The 19,938-nt window shown below is 37.0% G+C and carries 18 protein-coding genes; 13 read left to right on the forward strand and 5 right to left on the reverse strand.

Annotated features, from left to right (window positions below; genetic code table 11):
* The first annotated feature begins 253 nt into the window (after positions 1-253).
* The 3 genes from E0E36_RS12265 (at position 254) to E0E36_RS12275 (ending at position 3,985) form a co-directional block, all read left to right on the forward strand.
* A complete protein-coding gene (locus E0E36_RS12265; protein WP_130856209.1) occupies positions 254-1,252 on the forward strand; it encodes a UDP-glucuronic acid decarboxylase family protein in 999 nt (332 codons plus the stop codon).
* 246 nt (positions 1,253-1,498) lie between these two features.
* Complete coding sequence (locus tag E0E36_RS12270; RefSeq protein ID WP_130856210.1) at positions 1,499-2,575, forward strand: GNAT family N-acetyltransferase; 1,077 nt, start codon at positions 1,499-1,501, stop codon at positions 2,573-2,575.
* Positions 2,576-2,596: 21 nt separating this feature from the next.
* Positions 2,597-3,985, forward strand: a complete 1,389-nt coding sequence (locus tag E0E36_RS12275; RefSeq protein WP_130856211.1) for an undecaprenyl-phosphate glucose phosphotransferase — start codon at positions 2,597-2,599, stop codon at positions 3,983-3,985.
* 353 nt (positions 3,986-4,338) lie between these two features.
* Here E0E36_RS12275 and E0E36_RS12280 read toward each other — a convergent pair whose 3' ends face one another.
* On the reverse strand, positions 4,339-4,863 hold the full coding sequence (locus E0E36_RS12280) for a hypothetical protein (RefSeq protein WP_130856212.1): 525 nt from the start codon (positions 4,861-4,863) through the stop codon (positions 4,339-4,341).
* A 376-nt stretch (positions 4,864-5,239) separates the two neighbouring features.
* Here E0E36_RS12280 and E0E36_RS12285 point away from each other — a divergent pair, with 376 nt between their 5' ends.
* A complete protein-coding gene (locus E0E36_RS12285) occupies positions 5,240-5,872 on the forward strand; it encodes a response regulator transcription factor (RefSeq protein WP_041387262.1) in 633 nt (210 codons plus the stop codon).
* Positions 5,873-6,045: 173 nt separating this feature from the next.
* Here the strand turns inward: E0E36_RS12285 and E0E36_RS12290 are convergent, their stop codons facing one another.
* Positions 6,046-6,471 carry a hypothetical protein gene (locus E0E36_RS12290; RefSeq protein ID WP_130856213.1) on the reverse strand — a complete coding sequence of 142 codons (426 nt, stop codon included), beginning with the start codon at positions 6,469-6,471 and terminating at the stop codon, positions 6,046-6,048.
* 256 nt (positions 6,472-6,727) lie between these two features.
* Here E0E36_RS12290 and E0E36_RS12295 point away from each other — a divergent pair, with 256 nt between their 5' ends.
* The 6 genes from E0E36_RS12295 (at position 6,728) to E0E36_RS12320 (ending at position 13,037) form a co-directional block, all read left to right on the forward strand.
* Entirely contained in the window at positions 6,728-7,225 is a 498-nt protein-coding gene (locus E0E36_RS12295; protein WP_130856214.1) for a hypothetical protein, read from the forward strand.
* A gap of 124 nt (positions 7,226-7,349) precedes the next feature.
* Positions 7,350-8,438, forward strand: a complete 1,089-nt coding sequence (locus E0E36_RS12300) for a hybrid sensor histidine kinase/response regulator (RefSeq protein ID WP_130856215.1) — start codon at positions 7,350-7,352, stop codon at positions 8,436-8,438.
* 51 nt (positions 8,439-8,489) lie between these two features.
* Positions 8,490-8,888 (forward strand): response regulator, encoded by a 399-nt coding sequence (locus E0E36_RS12305; protein ID WP_013665325.1) that lies wholly within the window; start codon positions 8,490-8,492, stop codon positions 8,886-8,888.
* Positions 8,889-8,948: 60 nt separating this feature from the next.
* Complete coding sequence (locus E0E36_RS12310) at positions 8,949-10,073, forward strand: ThiF family adenylyltransferase (protein ID WP_130856216.1); 1,125 nt, start codon at positions 8,949-8,951, stop codon at positions 10,071-10,073.
* A 2-nt stretch (positions 10,074-10,075) separates the two neighbouring features.
* On the forward strand, positions 10,076-10,774 hold the full coding sequence (locus tag E0E36_RS12315) for a hypothetical protein (RefSeq protein WP_013665327.1): 699 nt from the start codon (positions 10,076-10,078) through the stop codon (positions 10,772-10,774).
* Between the two features lie 28 nt (positions 10,775-10,802).
* On the forward strand, positions 10,803-13,037 hold the full coding sequence (locus E0E36_RS12320) for a sensor histidine kinase (protein ID WP_130856217.1): 2,235 nt from the start codon (positions 10,803-10,805) through the stop codon (positions 13,035-13,037).
* Here the strand turns inward: E0E36_RS12320 and E0E36_RS12325 are convergent.
* Positions 13,011-13,475 (reverse strand): response regulator, encoded by a 465-nt coding sequence (locus E0E36_RS12325; RefSeq protein ID WP_013665329.1) that lies wholly within the window; start codon positions 13,473-13,475, stop codon positions 13,011-13,013. The genes E0E36_RS12320 and E0E36_RS12325 overlap by 27 nt on opposite strands.
* A 236-nt stretch (positions 13,476-13,711) precedes the next feature.
* On the opposite strand from E0E36_RS12325, the gene E0E36_RS12330 reads away from it, so the two are divergent.
* From E0E36_RS12330 to E0E36_RS12340, 3 genes are all read left to right on the forward strand, one after another.
* A complete protein-coding gene (locus tag E0E36_RS12330) occupies positions 13,712-14,782 on the forward strand; it encodes a Gfo/Idh/MocA family protein (protein ID WP_130856218.1) in 1,071 nt (356 codons plus the stop codon).
* Between the two features lie 197 nt (positions 14,783-14,979).
* Positions 14,980-16,437 (forward strand): MBOAT family O-acyltransferase, encoded by a 1,458-nt coding sequence (locus E0E36_RS12335; protein WP_130856219.1) that lies wholly within the window; start codon positions 14,980-14,982, stop codon positions 16,435-16,437.
* Between the two features lies 1 nt (position 16,438).
* Positions 16,439-17,413, forward strand: coding sequence for a hypothetical protein (locus E0E36_RS12340; protein ID WP_130856220.1), 975 nt, complete (start codon positions 16,439-16,441; stop codon positions 17,411-17,413).
* 312 nt (positions 17,414-17,725) lie between these two features.
* Here E0E36_RS12340 and E0E36_RS12345 read toward each other — a convergent pair whose 3' ends face one another.
* Both E0E36_RS12345 and E0E36_RS12350 read right to left on the reverse strand, forming a co-directional pair.
* Complete coding sequence (locus E0E36_RS12345) at positions 17,726-18,421, reverse strand: response regulator transcription factor (protein ID WP_013665333.1); 696 nt, start codon at positions 18,419-18,421, stop codon at positions 17,726-17,728.
* Positions 18,418-19,881, reverse strand: coding sequence for a sensor histidine kinase (locus E0E36_RS12350; RefSeq protein WP_130856221.1), 1,464 nt, complete (start codon positions 19,879-19,881; stop codon positions 18,418-18,420). Before E0E36_RS12350 ends, E0E36_RS12345 begins: the two co-directional genes overlap by 4 nt.
* Positions 19,882-19,938 lie beyond the last annotated feature (57 nt).

A 19,938-nucleotide genomic window follows, 5' to 3' on the forward strand; every position in this document is an offset into this window, starting at 1 on the left:
TTGTAAATTGTAAACTCCGCCAAAAGTGAGCGTTATTCGTTACGGTTGGATTAAAAAAATAACGTTGATCACTGCTTAATACTAACGGCTGTGTGCCAAAGAAATTGTACTGCTAGTGTAAATCTGACACGCAAAGATAGATAAAATTTTCTAATTGATAAGTTTTTAAGTATATAAATCGGAAAAATGCCTTAGAATAGGCGTGACTAAACAGTATATAACTCATATAAATCAATCATTTCAAATAAAAGCAATGAAAAAAGAAAGAGTATTAATCACCGGAGCTGCTGGTTTTTTAGGGTCTCATTTATGCGATAGATTCACCCAAGAAGGATTCCACGTCATTGGTATGGATAACCTGATAACAGGCGCCTTGGCTAACGTAGAACATTTGTTTAAATTACCAAACTTCGAATTTCATCATCACGATGTTTCTAATTTCGTACATGTTCCTGGAAAACTCGATTACATTCTCCATTTTGCGTCGCCAGCAAGTCCCATAGATTATCTCAAGATTCCTATACAAACTTTGAAAGTTAGTTCTTTAGGGACTCATAATCTTCTTGGTTTGGCTATGGAAAAAAAAGCCAGAATTCTAGTTGCTTCTACGTCAGAGATATACGGTGATCCTTTAGTTAATCCGCAACCTGAGGAGTATTGGGGGAATGTCAATCCTGTTGGACCTCGAGGTGTCTATGATGAAGCGAAAAGATTCCAGGAAGCGATTACCATGGCCTATCATACTTTCCATGGTTTGGAAACGAGAATAGTGCGAATTTTTAATACCTATGGTCCTAGAATGCGGCTAAATGATGGGCGAGTTTTGCCAACTTTTATTGGGCAAGCATTAAGGGGAGAGGATTTGACCGTTTTCGGCGATGGTTCACAGACGCGTTCTTTTTGTTTTGTGGATGATCTAGTAGATGGAATTTACCGACTACTTTTAAGTGATTACGCACTTCCTTTGAATATCGGTAATCCAGATGAAATTACTATCCGTGAATTTGGAGAAGAAATTTTACGTCTGACTGGTGCGAATCAAAAACTGATATGTAAGCCACTACCAACAGATGACCCTAAACAAAGACGTCCTGATATAACAAAGGCGAAAGAAATATTGGGTTGGCAACCTAAAGTATCAAGATCTGAAGGATTAAAAATTACATACGAGTACTTTAAGCAGATAAAAGATAAAAATCAGCAATTTAAAGATTTTACTCACTTTAATAAACATACAATTTCAGTGAGGTGACGTGAAGGATTTCTCTTTTTTTTACATAGAATATTCTCATGTTTTAAGGTTTTTTCACACTTCTGCTTTCCTTATACGATAATCCACAATAGCGTAACATGTGCTGAGAAGATACGCTAATCGATCTCGATTAGCGATATCTTTGCTTTGTCATTCAACTATGTGTTTTATATGAGCTGTTGTTTATGAGGGCGCTTTTGGGAAATAGCTTTTGGTATTAATAATAATTTCTCTAACACACAAAACATGAACATACTTTTAACGAACACATTTTCTACAGCTAAAATAACAGATGCAAATGGTATAAAAGAGAAAGATACTTGGAATCACTATATTAAAGAGAGTACCGAATTCGACTTTTATCATACGCATGACTATCATTTAATGGACCATGGAGGTGATCCTTTTATTTTTGTTTACCAGGAAGGTAGTCGATTTCTGAGCTTACCTTTTATTAAACGCAAAATCGAACAAACACCATATTTCGATTGTACATCGGTTTACGGTTATACTGGTGCGCTAACCAACATAGATAGAACTAATTTTGTAGACGATGGCTTTATCGATAGGTTTTCAGATGCACTTAAAAAATTCCTGCTAAAAGAAAATATCATTTGCTGTTTTAGTGTGCTTCATCCGTTATTTGATCAAAAAGCAATTTTTAAAAGTATTAAAGATGGGCAATTATTAGACGTTGGGCAGACTGTTGCTATTAATCTTCAAACTTCACTAGAGGAACAACGATCAAAATATCGGCGCCCCATACGGATGAAAGTTAGCCAGTTGAGACGCAAAGGCTACGAGGTGCATCGGGCAGATTCTGAATTACAATTAAGAGAGTTTATCACGATTTATCGAGAGAATATGATAAAGGTGGGTGCGTCTGAAAAGTATTTTTTTGAAGATGAATACTTCGAACGTTTTATGCATGCTACAGATTATCAAACAGAGTTACTGCTGGCATGCTATGAGAATAAAATAGTGGCTGGAGCGATGGTAGTATTAACAAACGACATTATGCAACTTCATTTAGCTGGAACTAGGAGTGAATTCTTTTCGGAGTCGCCAATGAAGCTAATCTTTGATGAAGCTACGCTACTGGGCAGAGCTAGAGATGCTCGGCTTCTGCATCTTGGCAGTGGAGTAGGTGGAAAAGCCGACTCCCTTTTTCATTTTAAAATAGGTTTTTCTGATAACCTATTCGACTTTACGACATGGCAGTTTATCGCTAATGAAACGATTTACAATGAATTGGTTCAGAATAAAATTGAGAGAGGATTAACTCCGAATCCGCTCTATTTTCCGTTATATCGATCTTGTTAATATTTACCTCATCTATCTACTATGAAAACACGTTATTTATACTTATTGATTTTTATTCTCGCTGTAAGCGATCTTTTAATAGTAAACGTCAGTTACCTTGGCACTTTCTATTATTTTGTGGCAGATGATTCTCGCTTGCAAGGAATTTATATGGACGGATTGATTGTGAGCAATTTAATTTGGCTTGTATCATCCTTCTTTTGCAAGTTGTATACTGAGAAGACGGTCCGTCGAATTGATTTTATTTATTCAGCCACCTTAAAAAGCTTTTTATTGCATTTTGCCTTATTTGCCTGTTATACGGCTTTTTTCAAAGAAAAAGCGATTTCTCGCGAATTTCTGCTGGTTATGTATATAGGTTTGTCGCTGTGTCTCTTTGTCAGTCGTTTTTTGGGAACCTTTTTTGAAAACAGACTTTTACGGTATTTTAAGGCAAGCAGGCCGGTCGCGGTGTTGGGAATGAACAAAATGGGACTTCGTTTAGCGGCCTTTTTTGAACAAAAAAAGAATCAGTATGAATTCAATGGCTTCCTAGATGATAGTGAGGAGCTCAGTATTGGCGAGGACGGACGGCTACTGCCTATGGTTTGTCAGCAAATAGAAGTTGCCGCCAAAAGCGGTATTCAAGAGGTATACGTACCCCTTACTCCTGAAAATATGGCGAATGCAAATGTCTTGTTGCGGGAAGGTGAGCGGCAGTGCGTCCGTATGAAATTTGTCCCTGATTTAACTGGAACGCTTGTTACACCATTTAAGTTGAGTTATATGGAAGAATTCCCAGTGATTAGCATGCGGCATGATCCTTTGGAAGAAATTGAGAATCGATTTAAAAAACGTATTTTTGATATTGTTTTTAGTCTATTGGCAATTGTTTTTGTCTTGAGCTGGTTATATCCTATCATCGGACTTATTATTAAGATTCAAAGTCCAGGACCTATTCTTTTTAAGCAAAAGCGTGACGGGCGCAATAATCAGACATTTTACTGTTATAAATTCAGGAGTATGAAGGTCAATAATGAGAGCGATACTCGTCAGGCTACTAAGAATGATGACCGGATTACACCAATTGGTCGCTTCATTAGAAGAACTAGCCTTGACGAACTACCTCAGTTCTTCAACGTATTGTTTGGAGATATGAGTGTAGTAGGACCAAGACCTCATCCACTTTCTCTTACAAAGCAGTATCGTGAAATAATTGATCAGTACATGGTAAGGCATTTTTTGAAGTCAGGGATTACGGGCTGGGCGCAAGTGAACGGTTTTAGAGGCGAAACTAAGGATCCCGAGCTCATGAGAAAACGCGTAGAGTACGACGTTTGGTATTTAGAAAATTGGTCTATTTGGCTTGATGTCAGAATTATTTTGCAAACTGTAATCAATATGATTAAAGGCGAGGAAAATGCTTATTAATACGCATCATTCTTCAGTTCATTGAGATACATTCTACAGAAAAGCCGGTTTATCTAAAAGCCGGCTTTTTTCTGTAGAAAATGTACGGATAAATTTGTTGTTCAATTTAAATCCGAAACATTTAACTCAGATGATTGAAGTACCATATGCTCATTTCTCTTGAGATACTACAGCGTCATTTCAGGAATATTAATATAGTAAATAAAATAGAACCCGCTTACTATATTACTATAATTTCTTTCTCAATATATTAAACATTGAATTTTTGGCTAACTTGTTTAATAAAATGCCCCTAGCAACATGTTGCTAGGGGCTAATGCATTTCTACTTAGAATAGCTGTTTCGGTAAGCGATTAATCTCTACAAGGACAATGTAATTCAATACTCCCTTGGCGGCTAGCCGCTGTTTTCGTCTCTCCGTTCTCTTTATACTGTATATCGGAATTGTCAGTCGATACAATAGACCAGCTCATCGTCTTTTCAGTGAATGCGGTCACTTCATATTTGTCTAACTTTCCCGAGTCCCAGGTAATATTTACATAGTCTTTTTTATCCTCTCGCGAAATATTCCAAGCTCCTGAAGTCAGCTTATTCGTAAACTTGTCTAGTCGTGTCACCCGATGATCGTCCGGAGTTGCCTCGTTAGGTCTAAAGTTATACTGTATACTTTTATTTCTAAAATCTTCGTATACTTTACTGCTTTGATAGACAGTGGTTCCATCACTCGCTTTGTACTCGTATTTTTCCGAAACGGTATTCCATACCGTGCGGATAAGCGTTTGATCGATGGTTTTCGGGATTTCTACTCCAGGATCCTCTGTTTTATCACATGATAAAATGAATAATACCAATGGTAAAAGTAAAATGCGCTTTGACATAATAATAGATGTTTTTAATAATTTAATTACTCTCCAAATTTCGCAAGTATATCCTAAGAAAATGGGCGTAAAAGCGGATTGTATAAGGAAATAGGAAATTTTGGGTATGAAAATATGGGAATTAATAAAGTACTTGTTGGGCACTGTGTTGCACTTGTGCTTAAAATGGGAAAATAGAGCCATACATTTGAAGTATTTTTCCTATTATAGTGATAGTTTATTTTTTGTGTTATATCTTTAAAGAAAAAAATCAAAGGTATTTGAAAGATTGGTCGAGACGGGCAAAAACCACATTTGTTAATCTTTAGAAATCTTCAATAGATGGAACGAGATTTGTTAGTTAAGCAACGTATTTTATTTAAAAGGTGGTAAACATATGATGAAAGGAACTATCGGTATAGTTGACGATCAACAATTGTTCTTGAAAACTGTAGGTATGTTTGTCAATACCTTCCCGGATTTTGAAGTGATATTATATGCATCTAATGGACCCGACTTATTACAGAAGCTAAAATCTCAGAACCCCTTACCTGACATTCTGTTGATTGACGTTAACATGCCTGAAATGGAAGGAGCTGAGATTGTTTCAACGATTAGGAAGACATATCCAAGTATTAAGATGGCAGCACTCTCCATGATGGAGGATTCGCAAAACGTAATTAGGATGATTAAGGCAGGGTGTTGTGCTTATCTTTTGAAAAATATGAATCCCAATGAACTGGAATTGGCATTAAAGGAAATTTTACTACGGGGATTTTATAATACCTATGTGACAAATATGTGTTATCAGGAGATGTTTAATAAGGACTCTATAGATTTGAAAGATAGAGAGCGTGAGTTTTTAGAACTAGCATGTAGTGACTTAACCTATCAACAAATAGCGTCGAAAATGTTTTTGTCAATCAAGACGATCGACGGCTATCGAGCAGCTCTTTTTGAAAAGTTCCAGGTTAAAAGTAGAGTAGGTCTCGTATTGGAAGCTATCCGGCAGAACGTTATATCTGTATAATTAGCCAGCCGTACGTATAGGATTTTTCCTGTTTGATTTTACGGCTTTTCCCTTAATATAACTAAAATAATAATTGTTAATTTGTGCGGCAAATTAACGCGTTAATGAAGATGAAACCAACGTGTTTCAGTGTGTGGAACGTGTTTTTTTAAGTTTGGTGCCATTTAAGGTCATTATCGCGGAGTTGATTGTTCTTTGATTTGCAGATTGGTCGTTAATTTCTCGAGGGAATGGAGGATGTCTTGCATTGTTAAAACTTCCGAACGGATACTTCGGATTTCAGCTGCTGTATTTAGCATGGTTTCCTTCCGGTATGAAGATGTCGTTGATAATGTCGAAATGGTTGATAGATCTATATCAGACAATTTAGTGCCGTCTTGCGGAGATGAAACTTTGATGTCGCTCCCGAGATCAGTAAAGGGTTGGTGTTCCAGATTGTTTTCTACTCGTGCTATGTAACCGTTGGCAAACACTTCTAAGGACACGGATATGTTATTATAAATACCATCATAAATGCCTTCGATAGAGTTTTGTTTATTCTCTGCGTACATCGTCCTGCAGAATCCCAATCCAATTAAACCATTTCTAATACTGATCATAAAAAAAATACCTATTGCAAATATAAAATATCTTTATTCGCATTAATCGATATGAAGAATATTTTAATATTTTGTGTATCGATAACTGTGCCAATTGCCAATGAAGAAATAAAGGAAGATTGTATTTTGTATAAGATCGATCTGTATATTGATAAATGGCATGATTCTTTGTGATTTAAATTGCTTAAGTTTGACATTAAAAAGAACTTTTACGTCCAACCGTTATGAAGATTTACGTTTTTTTAGAATATTTTTAATGAAGGATTTGAGGATAAAACAAACACCAGGGAAATCTTTTATCGATCTGAAGCCTACAAAGGACGATCATATAAGGCAGAACAATTTGTTACTGTCGGTAAATGAATGGTCTGGTGAAGGAAGTAAAGTATGCAGTATATATTTGAATATCGAGCAAACGAGCGTGCTTTATGAATATTTGAAATCTTTTTTAGAAGAAAAGGGCGAGGTACTTGCTTACCACCATCAAGAAATAAAAGAAAAAAAGCGTATGTTGAATGATGTTTACGAAGAATCTAAAGACAGCGGCTTGATAACAAGCGGGCAGATCAATAACTTGAGTAAAATAGGAGTTCCGATTGTGTCGCTACTGGCAAAAGATCTTCAAGTCCCCGCGCACGAGATTATAGCAATAGCAGAAAGCAATCCGTTGCCCTTTGCTCTTTTGAACAAACATTTCCGAACTTGTTGGGAATCGGTTCTAACAGAACCTCTTCCTTCCAATTATTTGTTCTAAAAAATGAGTATAGAAAAAATGTCAACAAGCGAAGTGTTAAAATAAAAATTATAGTTGTTACATCTTTACTTGTGCAAATAACATTTCATAAAAATGGACAAAGAAATAAACCGAGTTGATCAGTATGAATGAAGAGATAAAAATTTTATACTTGGATGATGAAGTGAACAACTTGGTTGCATTTAAAGCATATTTTCGACTGGATTATCAGATTTTTGTTGCTGAAAATACAAACGAGGCACTTAAAATATTGGAAGAGCACCCTGATCTGCGAATTATATTTACAGATCAACGGATGCCGGACAAATTGGGTACAGATTTTCTGGATGAGATTCGAGTAATTTATCCGTTACCGGTTAGAATTCTGCTAACAGCTTATACGGACGATTTAAATACCGCAATAGATGCGATAAACAAAGGTAATGTTTATCGTTATGTGAAAAAGCCGTGGTCGGTTGAAGCAATTTCAGCTGTTATAACCGATGCCAATAGGTATTATTTAACGAACTCATTGCTATCTGTAAAGAACAGAGAATTAGAACAAGCTTATAACGAACTGGATAAATTTGCTCATAGTGTAAGCCATGATATCCGTGGGCCGTTAGCAGGCATAATGGCCGCTGCTCAGCTGGCACAAGATATAAGTGATCTTAGTGAAATTGGTGAACTTTTGCAAATAATAGTCAATTCTGCCGAAAAGCTTGATCGCTATATTTTGACAATACACGACTATTACAGTGTCCGGCGAGGTGAGTTTAATATCATGGATATCGACCTTAACACCTTAGCTGACGATCTGCGGGTAATGTATGAAGCTATTGCGAACGCGAAAGGCATCCGATTTACAATAACGATCAATAACTCGGATGTTTTTAGGTCGGATGAGGTTTCTGTAAAGTTAGTGTTGAATAACTTATTATCTAACGCCTTTAAATATCAAAAGAAGGATTACAATTACAAGTATGTGCACTTGGAAATGGGAGTAGAGCGAGGTGTTGCTACTTTTGTTGTAAAGGACTCCGGAATAGGTATTCCGGAAAAATATCTAGGCGAGATTTTTAAGTTGTTTTTTAGGGCTACTTTGCTCGAGGCTGGTAGCGGGCTCGGACTTTATAACGTTAAGAATATTTTAACGAAGTTAGGAGGGCAGATAATAGTGAACTCTGTTGAAAACGTTGGTACTGAGTTCGTTGTGGCCATTCCGACAAAGTGATTTAATGTTAGATGGAAAATTTGAATTGAATATTAATGTATTGTTAGATAAATGAAATATCCTTTTATAGTTATTGATGATAGTCCGATCGATTGTCTCATTGTAAAGAAAGTGATTGGTTTTAGTGGAAAGAGCTCGGACGTAAAGGTTTTTAATGACGCTACACTTGCCCTTCAATACATAGAAAGTAACGAAGAAAGCCTAAGCGCGTCTATTTCTTTTATAACATTGGATATTATGATGCCGATCATGAATGGTTTTGAGTTTTTAGATAAATTTATAGATCTGCCAAAATCAATTCAAGAGCGCTATAAAATCATTATTCTCTCCTTGTCTAATAATGAACATACAATAAAAAGATTGCAGAAATACAAGGTAATAGAGGCCATTGTAGAAAAGCCTATTACCATGGATAAATTCGCTGCGGTCATCGGGAAATTTCAAGAGTAACGAAGATCGTTCATCAGATCTTGCATTATCTATATAATATAGGTGCTATAAAATCATCAAATGGGAGAAACACGACAAGAGGCCGTCGGGAATAATTTTCGGCCTATTATTTTTAGAAGAAGGCATCTTGAGGATAGCAAAGAAATGGATAAGTTATTGGCAATTGAAGGAGCCGTACAAATAATCGATACCATTGATATGCAGTTAGCTGAATTGATCAAGATCGAAAATCCGTCAGAGGGTTTCGATGAAAAGAAGCTCAGAACATATATAGATGCTTATATATATCCATCTTCATCTTTTGATTTTGGCGCATGGGTTTATTATCCCTGGTTAAATAAAATTATACATTTATTGGATGAGCCTGAATTTGTAAAGGTTAGGACCAGCAGAAATATATATAAGATTAAGCCTGAAGAGATCAATGTGCTAAAGGAAAAGAAAGTAGGAATAGTTGGATTATCCGTTGGGCAAAGTATAGCATTGACTTTAGCAATGGAGCGGAGTTGCGGAGAGCTACGCTTGGCCGACTTCGATTCAATTGAATTAAGTAATATGAATCGTATCCGTGTTGGTGTACAGGATTTAGGACAGAGTAAGGTTATTACTGCTGCAAGACAAATCGCCGAGTTAGATCCGTATATCAAAGTGCTTTGTTTTACGGACGGTTTAGATACCGGCAATATGGACCAATTCTTACTCGAAGGAGGAAAACTAGACATGCTGGTTGAAGAATGCGATGGTATTGACATTAAAATTATTAGTCGACTGAAAGCAAGAGCATATGGTATACCGGTAATCATGGATACAAACGACAAGGGTATGTTGGATATAGAGCGGTTTGATTTAGAAAGAGACCGCCCCATTCTTCATGGACGACTTCAAAAAATAGAAGGTTATACCATTCAAGACATGGAAGTACAACTAAAAGAACTGGACCTTGAGCAAAAGATAGCGTATTTAGTGGATATAATAGGTTTTGAAAATGTTTCTGAAGCAATGAAACTATCACTCCATTATATGAAAAAAACCATCATTGGATGGCCACAGTTGGCCTCAGCTGTCACGTTGGGCGGCGCAATGGTTACTGATGTGGTAAGACGGGTGTTTCTTGATCAATTTAATGATTCAGGGCGGTATTTTGTTGATTTCGAAGAGTTAATTCATAACACTAAAGTTGATTAACTATGATCCATATACGAACTTTTAGAGCACCAGATGATCCGGAAGCATGCGAAAAGTTCATAATTGGACATAGAAAATTATTGGAAATTTTTGGCATTAGCCAGATTACTTCTAATCGGCAAGATTGGGTGGACGATAGGGATACTATTGTTATCTTAGTAGAAAATACGGAAACAAAAACGGTATATGGCGGTGCTCGCGTCCAAATGGCCAATAGTAAATATGCGCTGCCTATAGAAACTGCAATTGGAAGATATGATGCTAAAATATACGACCTAATACAACATGACCAAGCTCGTGGAGGAACTTGCGAAATTTGCGGATTGTGGAATTCAAGGGAAGTAGCTGGTATGGGAATCGGTAGTTATATTCTGTCGCGAGTTGGGGTCGCAATCACAAAGCAGCTGCCAGTTGTTAGTCTTTTTGTACTATGTGCACCTATTACAGTTAAAATGGGAATCCGATTGGGTTGTAAGGTAGAAAAGACGTTGGGGAACAATGGATTGTTCTACTATCCAAAAGATGATTTAATTGCGACCGTAATGCGTATGGAGGACATAAATGACCTGTCGTTAGCAACAGATCTGGAAAGGGAAAAAATTTTGTCTTTGCGAGACAGGCCCCACCAAGAAGTACTGGAGCGAGGCCCGAAAGGTGAGTATCCTGTCACTTATGATCTCGTTATTCCAAATTTTCCTTAGTCATGTAACATAAAAAAGACTGAAAGCAATGAAAAACGTTAGTATCTTTTCGAAATTCAGAACTTTTTTAATACCTCTTGTCGTGCTGTTATGCCTTTGCAAAATAGGTCATACCTTCCAGCACGACCGTATAGTCAGATTTAGTGATGCGAGTAGCGAACTTTTATTAAATCGTCATATTTCTATTTTTAAAGACGCTTCAAAGAAGCTGCCTATTAATTCCGTTAAGCAACAAAACTTTGCAGGTTATCCAAAAGACGGTATTATCAATTTAGGAGCAACAAAAGACAGGGTGTGGCTAAAATTTACCGTTCAAAATGATACCGACGATGAAGATTTATATTTATTATTGCAGCAAGCAACAATTGATGAAGCCATTTTATTCCTTGAACATTCGAATGGTGACGTTTTAATCGATACTTTAGGAAAATATAAACCATTTGAGGAAAGAGCGGTTTATGCGCCCGATTACATCTTTCCAATCAATGTGAAAAAGGCAAGTAACGCAACCATTTACCTCGGCGTTTCTTCAAACGATCAGATGCAGTTGCCTCTCTATATCGGCAGCAAGGAAGTCATCTCGACAAAAATGTCAACGAAAAACCTTTTGTTCGGATTGTATGCAGGGGCAGTGTTGATCATGATGCTGTATAATCTATTTATTGGCCTTTCTACACGCAACGGCAGTTATATCTATTATATTGTTTATATATTCACTGTAGGACTTACGCAGGCAATGTTTCAAGGATATGCTTATATGTATCTTTGGTCCAATAGCCCTTGGATGGCAAGTCGAAGTTCTATTATTATTCCCTTCCTTTCCGGTTTAGCCACGATCGCATTCATCAAGACTTTTCTACATACGAAAACAAATACCCCTAAACTCGATAAAGGAATTAACGTAATCGTTATTTGCTATTTCGTAGGTTTATTCATTGGCCTATTCGATGTTTTTCAGGGGGCCATCGTTTTGCAAACAATGGCCTCTTTGGGCATTATATATGTGATGTATGTCGTTAATCAGATCCGTAAAAAAGGATATAGACCGGCAGTTTTTTTTCTAATTGCTTTTACCTTGTTTTTTTCCTGTGTTATAGCGTTTGTTCTCCGTAATTTTAACCTAATTCCTTACAATGGATTCACCGCTTATATTCTAGAGATTGGTTCGATTGTAGAGATTTCATTACTTTCTTTTGCATTGGCTGATCGGATAAATTTCTATAGAAAAGAGAAGGAGGCATCGCAAGCGCAGGCGTTGCGAATATCACAAGAGAATGCGAGAATTATAAGGGAGCAAAATCTATTATTGGAAACGGAAGTTGATAAACGAACCAAAGATCTGAAAAGAACTAATGAGAGTTTAAATGAGGCCATGTACAATTTAAAGCAAGCTCAGGCTCATTTGGTTGAATCCGAAAAACTAGCTTCATTAGGTATGTTAACTGCAGGCATTGCTCACGAGATTAACAACCCAATAAACTTTGTAACCGGCAGTATAAAGCCTTTAAGTAGAGATGTGGATCAATTAATTGAGGCGCTGAAGGTTGTTGAGGAAATAGCATTCAAGGATATTCCCGAGGAGTCAAAGATTGCCGAGCTGGAGAGTTATAAAGAAGATATTGATTTAGCGTTCTTAAAAGAGGAGATTCAGTTATTATTAAAAGGGATACAAGAAGGGGCTTTTAGAACAGCGGAGATCGTAAAAAGCTTACGGGTTTTTTCAAGGGTGGACGAAGACGACTTAAAACTGGCAGATATTAATTTGGGACTTGAATCCACTTTAGTCATCTTAAACAGCATGTTTAAAGATAGGATCAACGTTAAAAGACATTACGATGAAATTCCATATGTGGAGTGTTTCCCGGGAAAGCTAAATCAGGTTTTCTTAAATTTGCTAACCAATGCCTTCCATGCCATTGACCAAAAATTCAAAGGAAAGCAAGGAGGGAAAATCACTATCAAAACGTACTATAAGGACGATTTGGTATATATTTCTATAAAAGATAATGGGGTAGGGATAAAAGAAGAGTTGAAAGATAAAATATTTGACCCCTTCTTTACAACCAAAGATGTAGGAGAGGGAACGGGATTAGGTCTTGCAATCGTTTCACAAACGGTGGCGAAGCACCATGGTAGTATCTCCCTGGTTACTGAAGAAGGTAAGGGATGTGAATTCATTATTAAGATACCCACAGTTCAACCAAATGATAATCAACTAAACAACGAAAATGTCCAATCAGGAGAGGAGTTTCTGTCGAAGTAAAAATTCCAATTGTTCATTGGTAATGGACAATAACTGATTCTCATCTTTCATCTTTTTCTTTTCCAAATATAACTGATAGGCTTTTTGAATTGTACTATCCAACTCTTCTTCATTCCAAGGTTTGGTGAGATAATGAAAAATCTTTCCCTTATTAATAGCATCAATAACAGCAGCCATATCCGTATAGCCGGTTAAAAGGATGCGAACGGGGTCGGGGTGTGTCTGTATGATCTGCTCGAGGAATTCAACACCGGTCATCCTAGGCATTCGCTGATCGGTTATGATAATATCAAACTCTAGATTCTTAAGTTTTTCAATCGCCTCTAAACCACCAATGGCTGTTTCAATTTTATATCTGGTTCTAAAAGTAGCTTTGAAAGAGATCAAATTGTGTTCCTCGTCGTCGACAAAAAGGATTCGAATTTTCTGCGGTTCCATAACAATCCATTTAATAAGTGTACCTTAACAATTCTTCTGCCAAGACGGCTCTAAAAAGAAAAAAATGCTGCAATTTCGAGTCGATTATATTTTATGTATCGATCAAGTGCTATGCATCACCGTTAACTTCGTTAAATGTAGAAAAATATAGTGTATTAACTCATGTTTTCCGAAAACGAGCAAAATAATTTTGAAAGAGCTATCTTGCAAGATTAAAAAGCAAATGTTGACAAATTATGGAGAAAATCAAAATTTTAGTGGTGGGTTGCGGTAATATGGGGGCTTCACATGCCAAAGCCTATCATTCGATGGATAAATTCGAGATTTGCGGATTGGTTTCCACCGGTAAAAGTAAAGAAGTGCTAAACCGGGAACTAGGTGGTTTGTATGAGCTATATGACAAATATGAAGAGGCCTTGCGTTTAGCAAAACCGGATGCTGTTTGCATAGCTACTTACCCCGATACGCACGAAGACTTTGCGATTAAGGCTTTTCAAGCAGGATGTCACGTTTTTATCGAGAAACCTTTAGCAGATACCATTGATGGAGCAGAAAGGGTAGTGGCTACAGCCAATAGATATAATAAAAAACTAGTTGTCGGTTATATTTTGCGCTATCATCCTTCTTGGGAGATGTTTATTGAGCAAGGGAGGAAGCTTGGTAAACCCTTGGTAATGCGCATGAATTTAAACCAGCAAAGCCACGGTTACATGTGGAAAGTACACCAAAATTTAATGAAAAGTTTAAGTCCTATTGTCGATTGCGGTGTGCATTATATTGATGTTATGTGCCAAATGACAGATGCGAGGCCTGTTCAAGTAAGTGCGATTGGCGCAAGGCTAACTCAGGACATTCCTCCGGATAATTACAATTATGGCCAGCTGCAAATTAAATTCGAAGACGGATCAGTAGGTTGGTATGAGGCGGGTTGGGGACCGATGATAAGCGAGACGGCCTTTTTCGTAAAAGATGTAATTGGGCCGAAAGGCTCTGTATCGATCGTTGCGAAGGAAGCATCAAAAACCGGAAAATCCGATGCCGTAGAGTCGCATACAAAGACCGAGTCTCTTAAAATACATAACGCTCAATTAGATACAGATTACAACTTTGTTCACAGAGATACTTTGGTTAATTTGGAAGATGAACCTGATCACCAAGAGTTGTGTAATAGGGAACAGCGATTTTTCTTGCAGGCTATACTTGAGGATTTAGATTTAACAAAAGCTAATATCGACGCCATCAATAGCTTACGGATTGCTTTGGCATGTGATGAATCCGTAAAAACAGGAAATATTGTCCGTATGTAAGGTGTATTCACGTACAAAGTTATTCCTTCATTTTATTATAATAAATGGTTTAGAGGTTTCCATAGATAATTTGAGAATAAATGTGATGTAAGGCAACATAAAATGTACGTTCGGGGAAGAATGGTTGGTAGGCGTCCTAAATAACTTTAATATTGTTCTCGCTGAAATAAGATTTTATTAACTAAAGCGGTGACAATATGTTGTTTAACTCCATCAGCTTTGCTGTTTTTCTACCAATTGTTTTCATTCTCTATTGGTTTGTTGTAAACAGGTCTCTTAAGCAACAAAATATACTTTTGTTGATCGCAAGTTATTATTTTTATAGTTGTTGGGACTGGCGCTTTTTGTTTTTACTTGCTTTTTCTACTTTTCTCGACTACTTCTCCGGCTTGGCAATTCATCGTGCCGAAAGTCAGAAAAGTAGAAAATTTTGGCTTATTTTAAGTATAGGAATCAATCTAGGCTTTCTCGCATTCTTCAAATATTATAATTTTTTTGTAGAGTCGTTCGCTGATCTCGTTGGCCAGTTTGGGTTTAATCCGAATATATCGACGTTGAACATTATTCTGCCTGTTGGCATCTCTTTTTACACCTTCCATGGATTATCTTACGTACTGGATATTTATAACAGAAAGATCGAACCTAGCACGAATTGGGTGCATTACTCGTTGTTTGTCAGTTTTTTTCCGCTCCTGGTAGCGGGGCCAATCGAAAGGGCCACGCATTTGTTGCCTCAAGTAGAGAGAAAGCGGAACTTTGATTATACGCGAGCTGTTGACGGATTGAGGCAAATTCTTTGGGGCTTTATTAAAAAAATCGTTATTGCGGATAATTGTGCGGAATATGCAAATATGATTTTCAACAATTCATCCGCTTACTCCAGTGGCGTGCTAATCATAGGCGCTGTTTTATTCGCATTTCAAATCTATGGCGATTTCTCTGGTTATTCTGATATTGCCTTAGGGGTGGCACGGCTGTTTGGTTTTGAACTTTTAAAGAACTTCAACTTCCCTTACTTTTCGAGAGATATTGCCGAATTTTGGCGCAGATGGCATATTTCCTTATCGTCATGGTTTAAGGATTATCTATATATACCCTTAGGAGGCAGTAGAGGAGGTCTATGGATGAGCATACGCAATACATTTATCATATTTTTAGTAAGTGGATTCTGGCACGGCGCGAATTGGACGTTTATAGTTTGGGGCGGATTGAATGCGCTCTTCATTATGCCGTCTATAATTTTCAGGACGAACCGGTCGAATCTCGATATTGTTGCTAAGGGACGTTTGTTCCCTAATTGGCGAGAATTGCTCCAGATAGCAACTACGTTTATTTTAACGGTGCTGGCGTGGATCTTTTTTCGAGCCGCAAGCCTCGATCATGCCTTTAGTTATATTGGCGGGATATTTTCACATGTTGGAGATGGATATATTCCTTTACAATCGAACGAGTTAAGAGGTACCTTCATTTGCTTCCTGCTCATTATACCATTTGTCATGATAGAATGGCTTGGGCGAGAACAGAATTATGCAATCGAAAAAATCGGCTTTATTTGGCCGAGAATCATAAGATGGTCTTTCTATTCTATCATGCTCTTTGTCATCTTGATGTATATGCAAACAGGAGGAACAGAGTTTATATATTTTCAATTTTAACATGAAAAAGTTCTTCATATCCTTAATTGCTTTTGCTGGAGTCGCATGCATTATTTGTTGCTTGGGAATCATCGCTTTTGGACGCTTTGTTCCCTTTTCCGTTCGATCAAACTTACCTTATGTTTTGGGCGGCGTGGGGTATTCTTACACAAGATTTAACGAAGCGAAAGAAATTGATAGAAATGTAGATGTGCTTGTTGTGGGATCCTCTCATGCTTATCGTGGTTATGATCCTCGAATTTTCGAGCAATATGATTGGAAACTCTTTAATTTAGGCTCTTCCGCACAAACACCTGTTCAAACTGCATACCTATTCGATAAGTATATTGCTAAATTCAGACCTAAATTGGTTGTTATTGACGTTTACCCCGTTCTGTTCAAATCCGATGGGATAGAGTCGGTTATAGATTTGGTTTCAAATGGCGAGCTTGATGAAGAGCTCGTACGTTTAAGCGTTGCTCAAAATAATATCAGTGTGTATAATACGCTGTTTTATAGAGCTTTTGCAGATGCTTTTGGATTCAATAAAGGTTTTGTTGAGAAGAATCCAAGCAGCACCGGCGACTTGTATGTTTCAGGTGGATATGTAGAATCAAAGGGCCGTTTCAAAGGAAAGAAAGAATTTAAAGCAACGAGTTATTCTTTTCTGCCAAATCAGGTCGATGCGTTTGAACACATCATTGCGAAAATGCGGCAACGGAATATTCCCTATATCATTCTACAATCGCCTATTCCGCAGGCGAAATATGCACGTGTTACCAATAATGCCTATGCTGATGCATTTTTTTCTAAATATGGCTTTTATAGGAATGCGAATGAAGTATTAAAGTTGCCTGATAGTTGCTTTTTGGATGAAAGCCATTTAAATCAATGGGGTGTTAATCGATATAATGAATATGTGGTTAATTTGATAGAGGAAAAGGGGTATTTGAACGTGAAGAAGAGGGAATATCGATTCGCTTCTAAATACGAATGATAAAAAGTCCCTCAGTTCTTGTCGAGAAGACTGGCGGATTGCTTATTCCTGGCTTCTTTATAAAAAGTAAGAAGAAATATAACAGAATCAATAAAGATTATAGGAAAATCTTCAAAATGATCGTTTTCTTATCATAAACTCATCGTAAATACTGCGTAAAATTTACGATCAATTTACGATAGATTTACGATGAATTTACGACAACATTGAATATTAATCAGGTTTCTTTATTTTTTCTAACGATGTTTTAAGTAGCTTTTATTGTGAAAAAAGGAAAAAAGAAGGGTATAACGAACCTCAATTGATCTACGATTAGGAAACACTGAAAATAAATCCAACGCCATACACGTTTTCAATATTGACGCGAGTGGAATGTGTCAAGGCCTTCCGAAGTCTGGAGATAAAGACATCTAGGCTTCGTCCCAAGAAATAATCATTTTCACCCCATAGATGCAATAAGATTTCTTCTCTTTTTAAAATACGATTGCTGTTGAGGTGTAAATACTCCAGTAGCTCCGCTTCCCTTAGGGTAAGTGATACTGCTTTTTTATTTGGCAACGATAACTTCAATAACTCCTTTTGAAAAATGAGATCACCGATTTGCAACTCACCGGGAAGTATTTCAGGGCGTATTTCTTTATTATTTCTCTTAATGATGTTTTTTATTCTTAATACCAGCTCGTCAATGTCAAATGGTTTGTTGATATAATCGTCTGCTCCAATATGGAGTCCGTGTATGCGATCTTTTTTTTCATTTCTTGCTGTTAGAAAAAGAAACGCTTGGGTTTTATTCTCTTTGATTATCTTTTCCGCCAGTTCAAAACCATTGTAATCAGGTAACTGTACATCAATGATGAGCAGGTCATAACTGTGACTTTGTTGATAATGTAGAAGCGCTTCATGAGCACTCATGCACCAGATAACATTAAAGTTCATGAACTCTAAATACTGTTTGACAACATTTCCAAGATCTTGTTCATCTTCCACGAAAAGTAAACTATGTTTCATAAGCCTGTATTATTGGTATGATAGGGGATAAAGATACAAAATTCACTTCCTACACCAATTTGACTTTGTAAGTGTAGTCGCCATCCGTGCGCTTCTAACGATTGTTTCACATAAAAGAGACCTAAACCTAAACCACCGGTTTGTAAATTATGCTTTCCACGGTAGAATTTTTCAAAAATATGTGAAATCGTACTCTCTGCCATTCCAATGCCATTATCTTTGATTGAAACAGTTAAGTGTCTTTCCTTCCAATCCGTTATTACGGTAATATTTTTGATAGCAGCGTTATTGTACTTTAACGCATTGTCGAAAATATTGTAGAGCATTGTGGTAAAGAGAAATCTATTTAGCAGGACGATCGAGCCAGATGTAAAAGCAGTGTATCGAATTTGAACTTTCTCCGGGGTTTTCAATTCATAATCGTTTATAATTTCTTCTAACAATTTTTCCAAGTCATGTGATTCTTTTTCAATATTTTCTTTACTCATCGAAGTGATATCCAATGCTTGATTGACTAAGGTTTGAAGGCGGTCTGTCTGCCTTTTTATAATGCCTGTTAAGGTGTTGACTCGTGTATAATTCGTTATGATGTCCGGGTTTTGCAGGCTTTTGTTCGCTACAAGAATAGCTGAAATGGGTGTGTTGAACTCGTGTGTAATACTGTTCAGAAAATCAGACTTCATATCCGCCAATTTTTTTTGTTTCAGCCAATTCCTATACGTAAAGTAATAAATGAGCAACACAAAGGCTATGGACATCAAAGACAAGCTTAGGGTAGGGACCATCTGTTTTAAAATCGCTATTTGCCTATTATATTGGTCAACGTATAAACTGAAGCTAACTTGTAGGGTATTGGGCGAGGGGTCTGAAATGCTGATGCTTGTGACCAAATTTTCCCGATTAGCGAAGGACAAATCACCATCAATCAGCATCCCTTGGCTTACCTCACGAATATTAACCGGAGCATCGCCAAAAACACCTTTATGGTATATCGGTATATAGCTAATACCATCGAAAGTAATGGCGATATTGTTTAAAATAAGAAGGAATTGTAGATCGTTTGTCAGTGCAAGTTGCGTATGGATTGCCCGAAATAAACTATCCATTGTGCTATAGCGGGTAAGATCTTTGTATAGCTCTTCACTGACCTGCTTTTGAAAGGCTTCAAATTCTTTTGGCCCGTTGGTGTAAAGTTCTTGGAATTTCACCAGGTTATTGTCTATATGTTGCTTCAGGATTTTCGCACCACCGGGAAATAAGACTTCATTCCGAATCGCCTGTTTGTAAGCGTCGTTGATAAGTTCTTTTTCATCTAGATTATATTGGCGATTCTTCAGCTCATAGGTGTTGTATATGAGTTTTGCCTGAACAACAATGAGAATGGCCATACAGCAGATAGCAATCGATCGATATAAAATGATCGACGGTAACAACAATCGATTAATCTTTTCTTTAACCATTTGATTTTCGTTGATTGTCTTGTTAAGATTCTGTTAACAATCTGTTATGATTTGGTT

Origin of the sequence: Olivibacter jilunii, from assembly GCF_900607235.1 — a bacterium.
In the GTDB taxonomy this organism is placed as follows: domain Bacteria; phylum Bacteroidota; class Bacteroidia; order Sphingobacteriales; family Sphingobacteriaceae; genus Olivibacter; species Olivibacter oleidegradans.

What these genes read in the sequence shown, in the direction of transcription:
- E0E36_RS12335 (WP_130856219.1), top strand. Translation starts at nt 14,980, where the DNA reads ATGTTGTTTAACTCCATCAGCTTTGCTGTTTTTCTACCAATTGTTTTC.
- E0E36_RS12305 (WP_013665325.1), top strand. Translation starts at nt 8,490, where the DNA reads ATGAAATATCCTTTTATAGTTATTGATGATAGTCCGATCGATTGTCTC.
- E0E36_RS12325 (WP_013665329.1), bottom strand. Translation starts at nt 13,475, where the DNA reads ATGGAACCGCAGAAAATTCGAATCCTTTTTGTCGACGACGAGGAACAC.
- E0E36_RS12315 (WP_013665327.1), top strand. Translation starts at nt 10,076, where the DNA reads ATGATCCATATACGAACTTTTAGAGCACCAGATGATCCGGAAGCATGC.
- E0E36_RS12270 (WP_130856210.1), top strand. Translation starts at nt 1,499, where the DNA reads ATGAACATACTTTTAACGAACACATTTTCTACAGCTAAAATAACAGAT.
- E0E36_RS12300 (WP_130856215.1), top strand. Translation starts at nt 7,350, where the DNA reads ATGAATGAAGAGATAAAAATTTTATACTTGGATGATGAAGTGAACAAC.
- E0E36_RS12265 (WP_130856209.1), top strand. Translation starts at nt 254, where the DNA reads ATGAAAAAAGAAAGAGTATTAATCACCGGAGCTGCTGGTTTTTTAGGG.
- E0E36_RS12340 (WP_130856220.1), top strand. Translation starts at nt 16,439, where the DNA reads ATGAAAAAGTTCTTCATATCCTTAATTGCTTTTGCTGGAGTCGCATGC.
- E0E36_RS12290 (WP_130856213.1), bottom strand. Translation starts at nt 6,471, where the DNA reads ATGATCAGTATTAGAAATGGTTTAATTGGATTGGGATTCTGCAGGACG.
- E0E36_RS12345 (WP_013665333.1), bottom strand. Translation starts at nt 18,421, where the DNA reads ATGAAACATAGTTTACTTTTCGTGGAAGATGAACAAGATCTTGGAAAT.
- E0E36_RS12280 (WP_130856212.1), bottom strand. Translation starts at nt 4,863, where the DNA reads ATGTCAAAGCGCATTTTACTTTTACCATTGGTATTATTCATTTTATCA.
- E0E36_RS12350 (WP_130856221.1), bottom strand. Translation starts at nt 19,881, where the DNA reads ATGGTTAAAGAAAAGATTAATCGATTGTTGTTACCGTCGATCATTTTA.
- E0E36_RS12275 (WP_130856211.1), top strand. Translation starts at nt 2,597, where the DNA reads ATGAAAACACGTTATTTATACTTATTGATTTTTATTCTCGCTGTAAGC.
- E0E36_RS12285 (WP_041387262.1), top strand. Translation starts at nt 5,240, where the DNA reads ATGATGAAAGGAACTATCGGTATAGTTGACGATCAACAATTGTTCTTG.
- E0E36_RS12320 (WP_130856217.1), top strand. Translation starts at nt 10,803, where the DNA reads ATGAAAAACGTTAGTATCTTTTCGAAATTCAGAACTTTTTTAATACCT.
- E0E36_RS12330 (WP_130856218.1), top strand. Translation starts at nt 13,712, where the DNA reads ATGGAGAAAATCAAAATTTTAGTGGTGGGTTGCGGTAATATGGGGGCT.
- E0E36_RS12295 (WP_130856214.1), top strand. Translation starts at nt 6,728, where the DNA reads ATGAAGGATTTGAGGATAAAACAAACACCAGGGAAATCTTTTATCGAT.
- E0E36_RS12310 (WP_130856216.1), top strand. Translation starts at nt 8,949, where the DNA reads ATGGGAGAAACACGACAAGAGGCCGTCGGGAATAATTTTCGGCCTATT.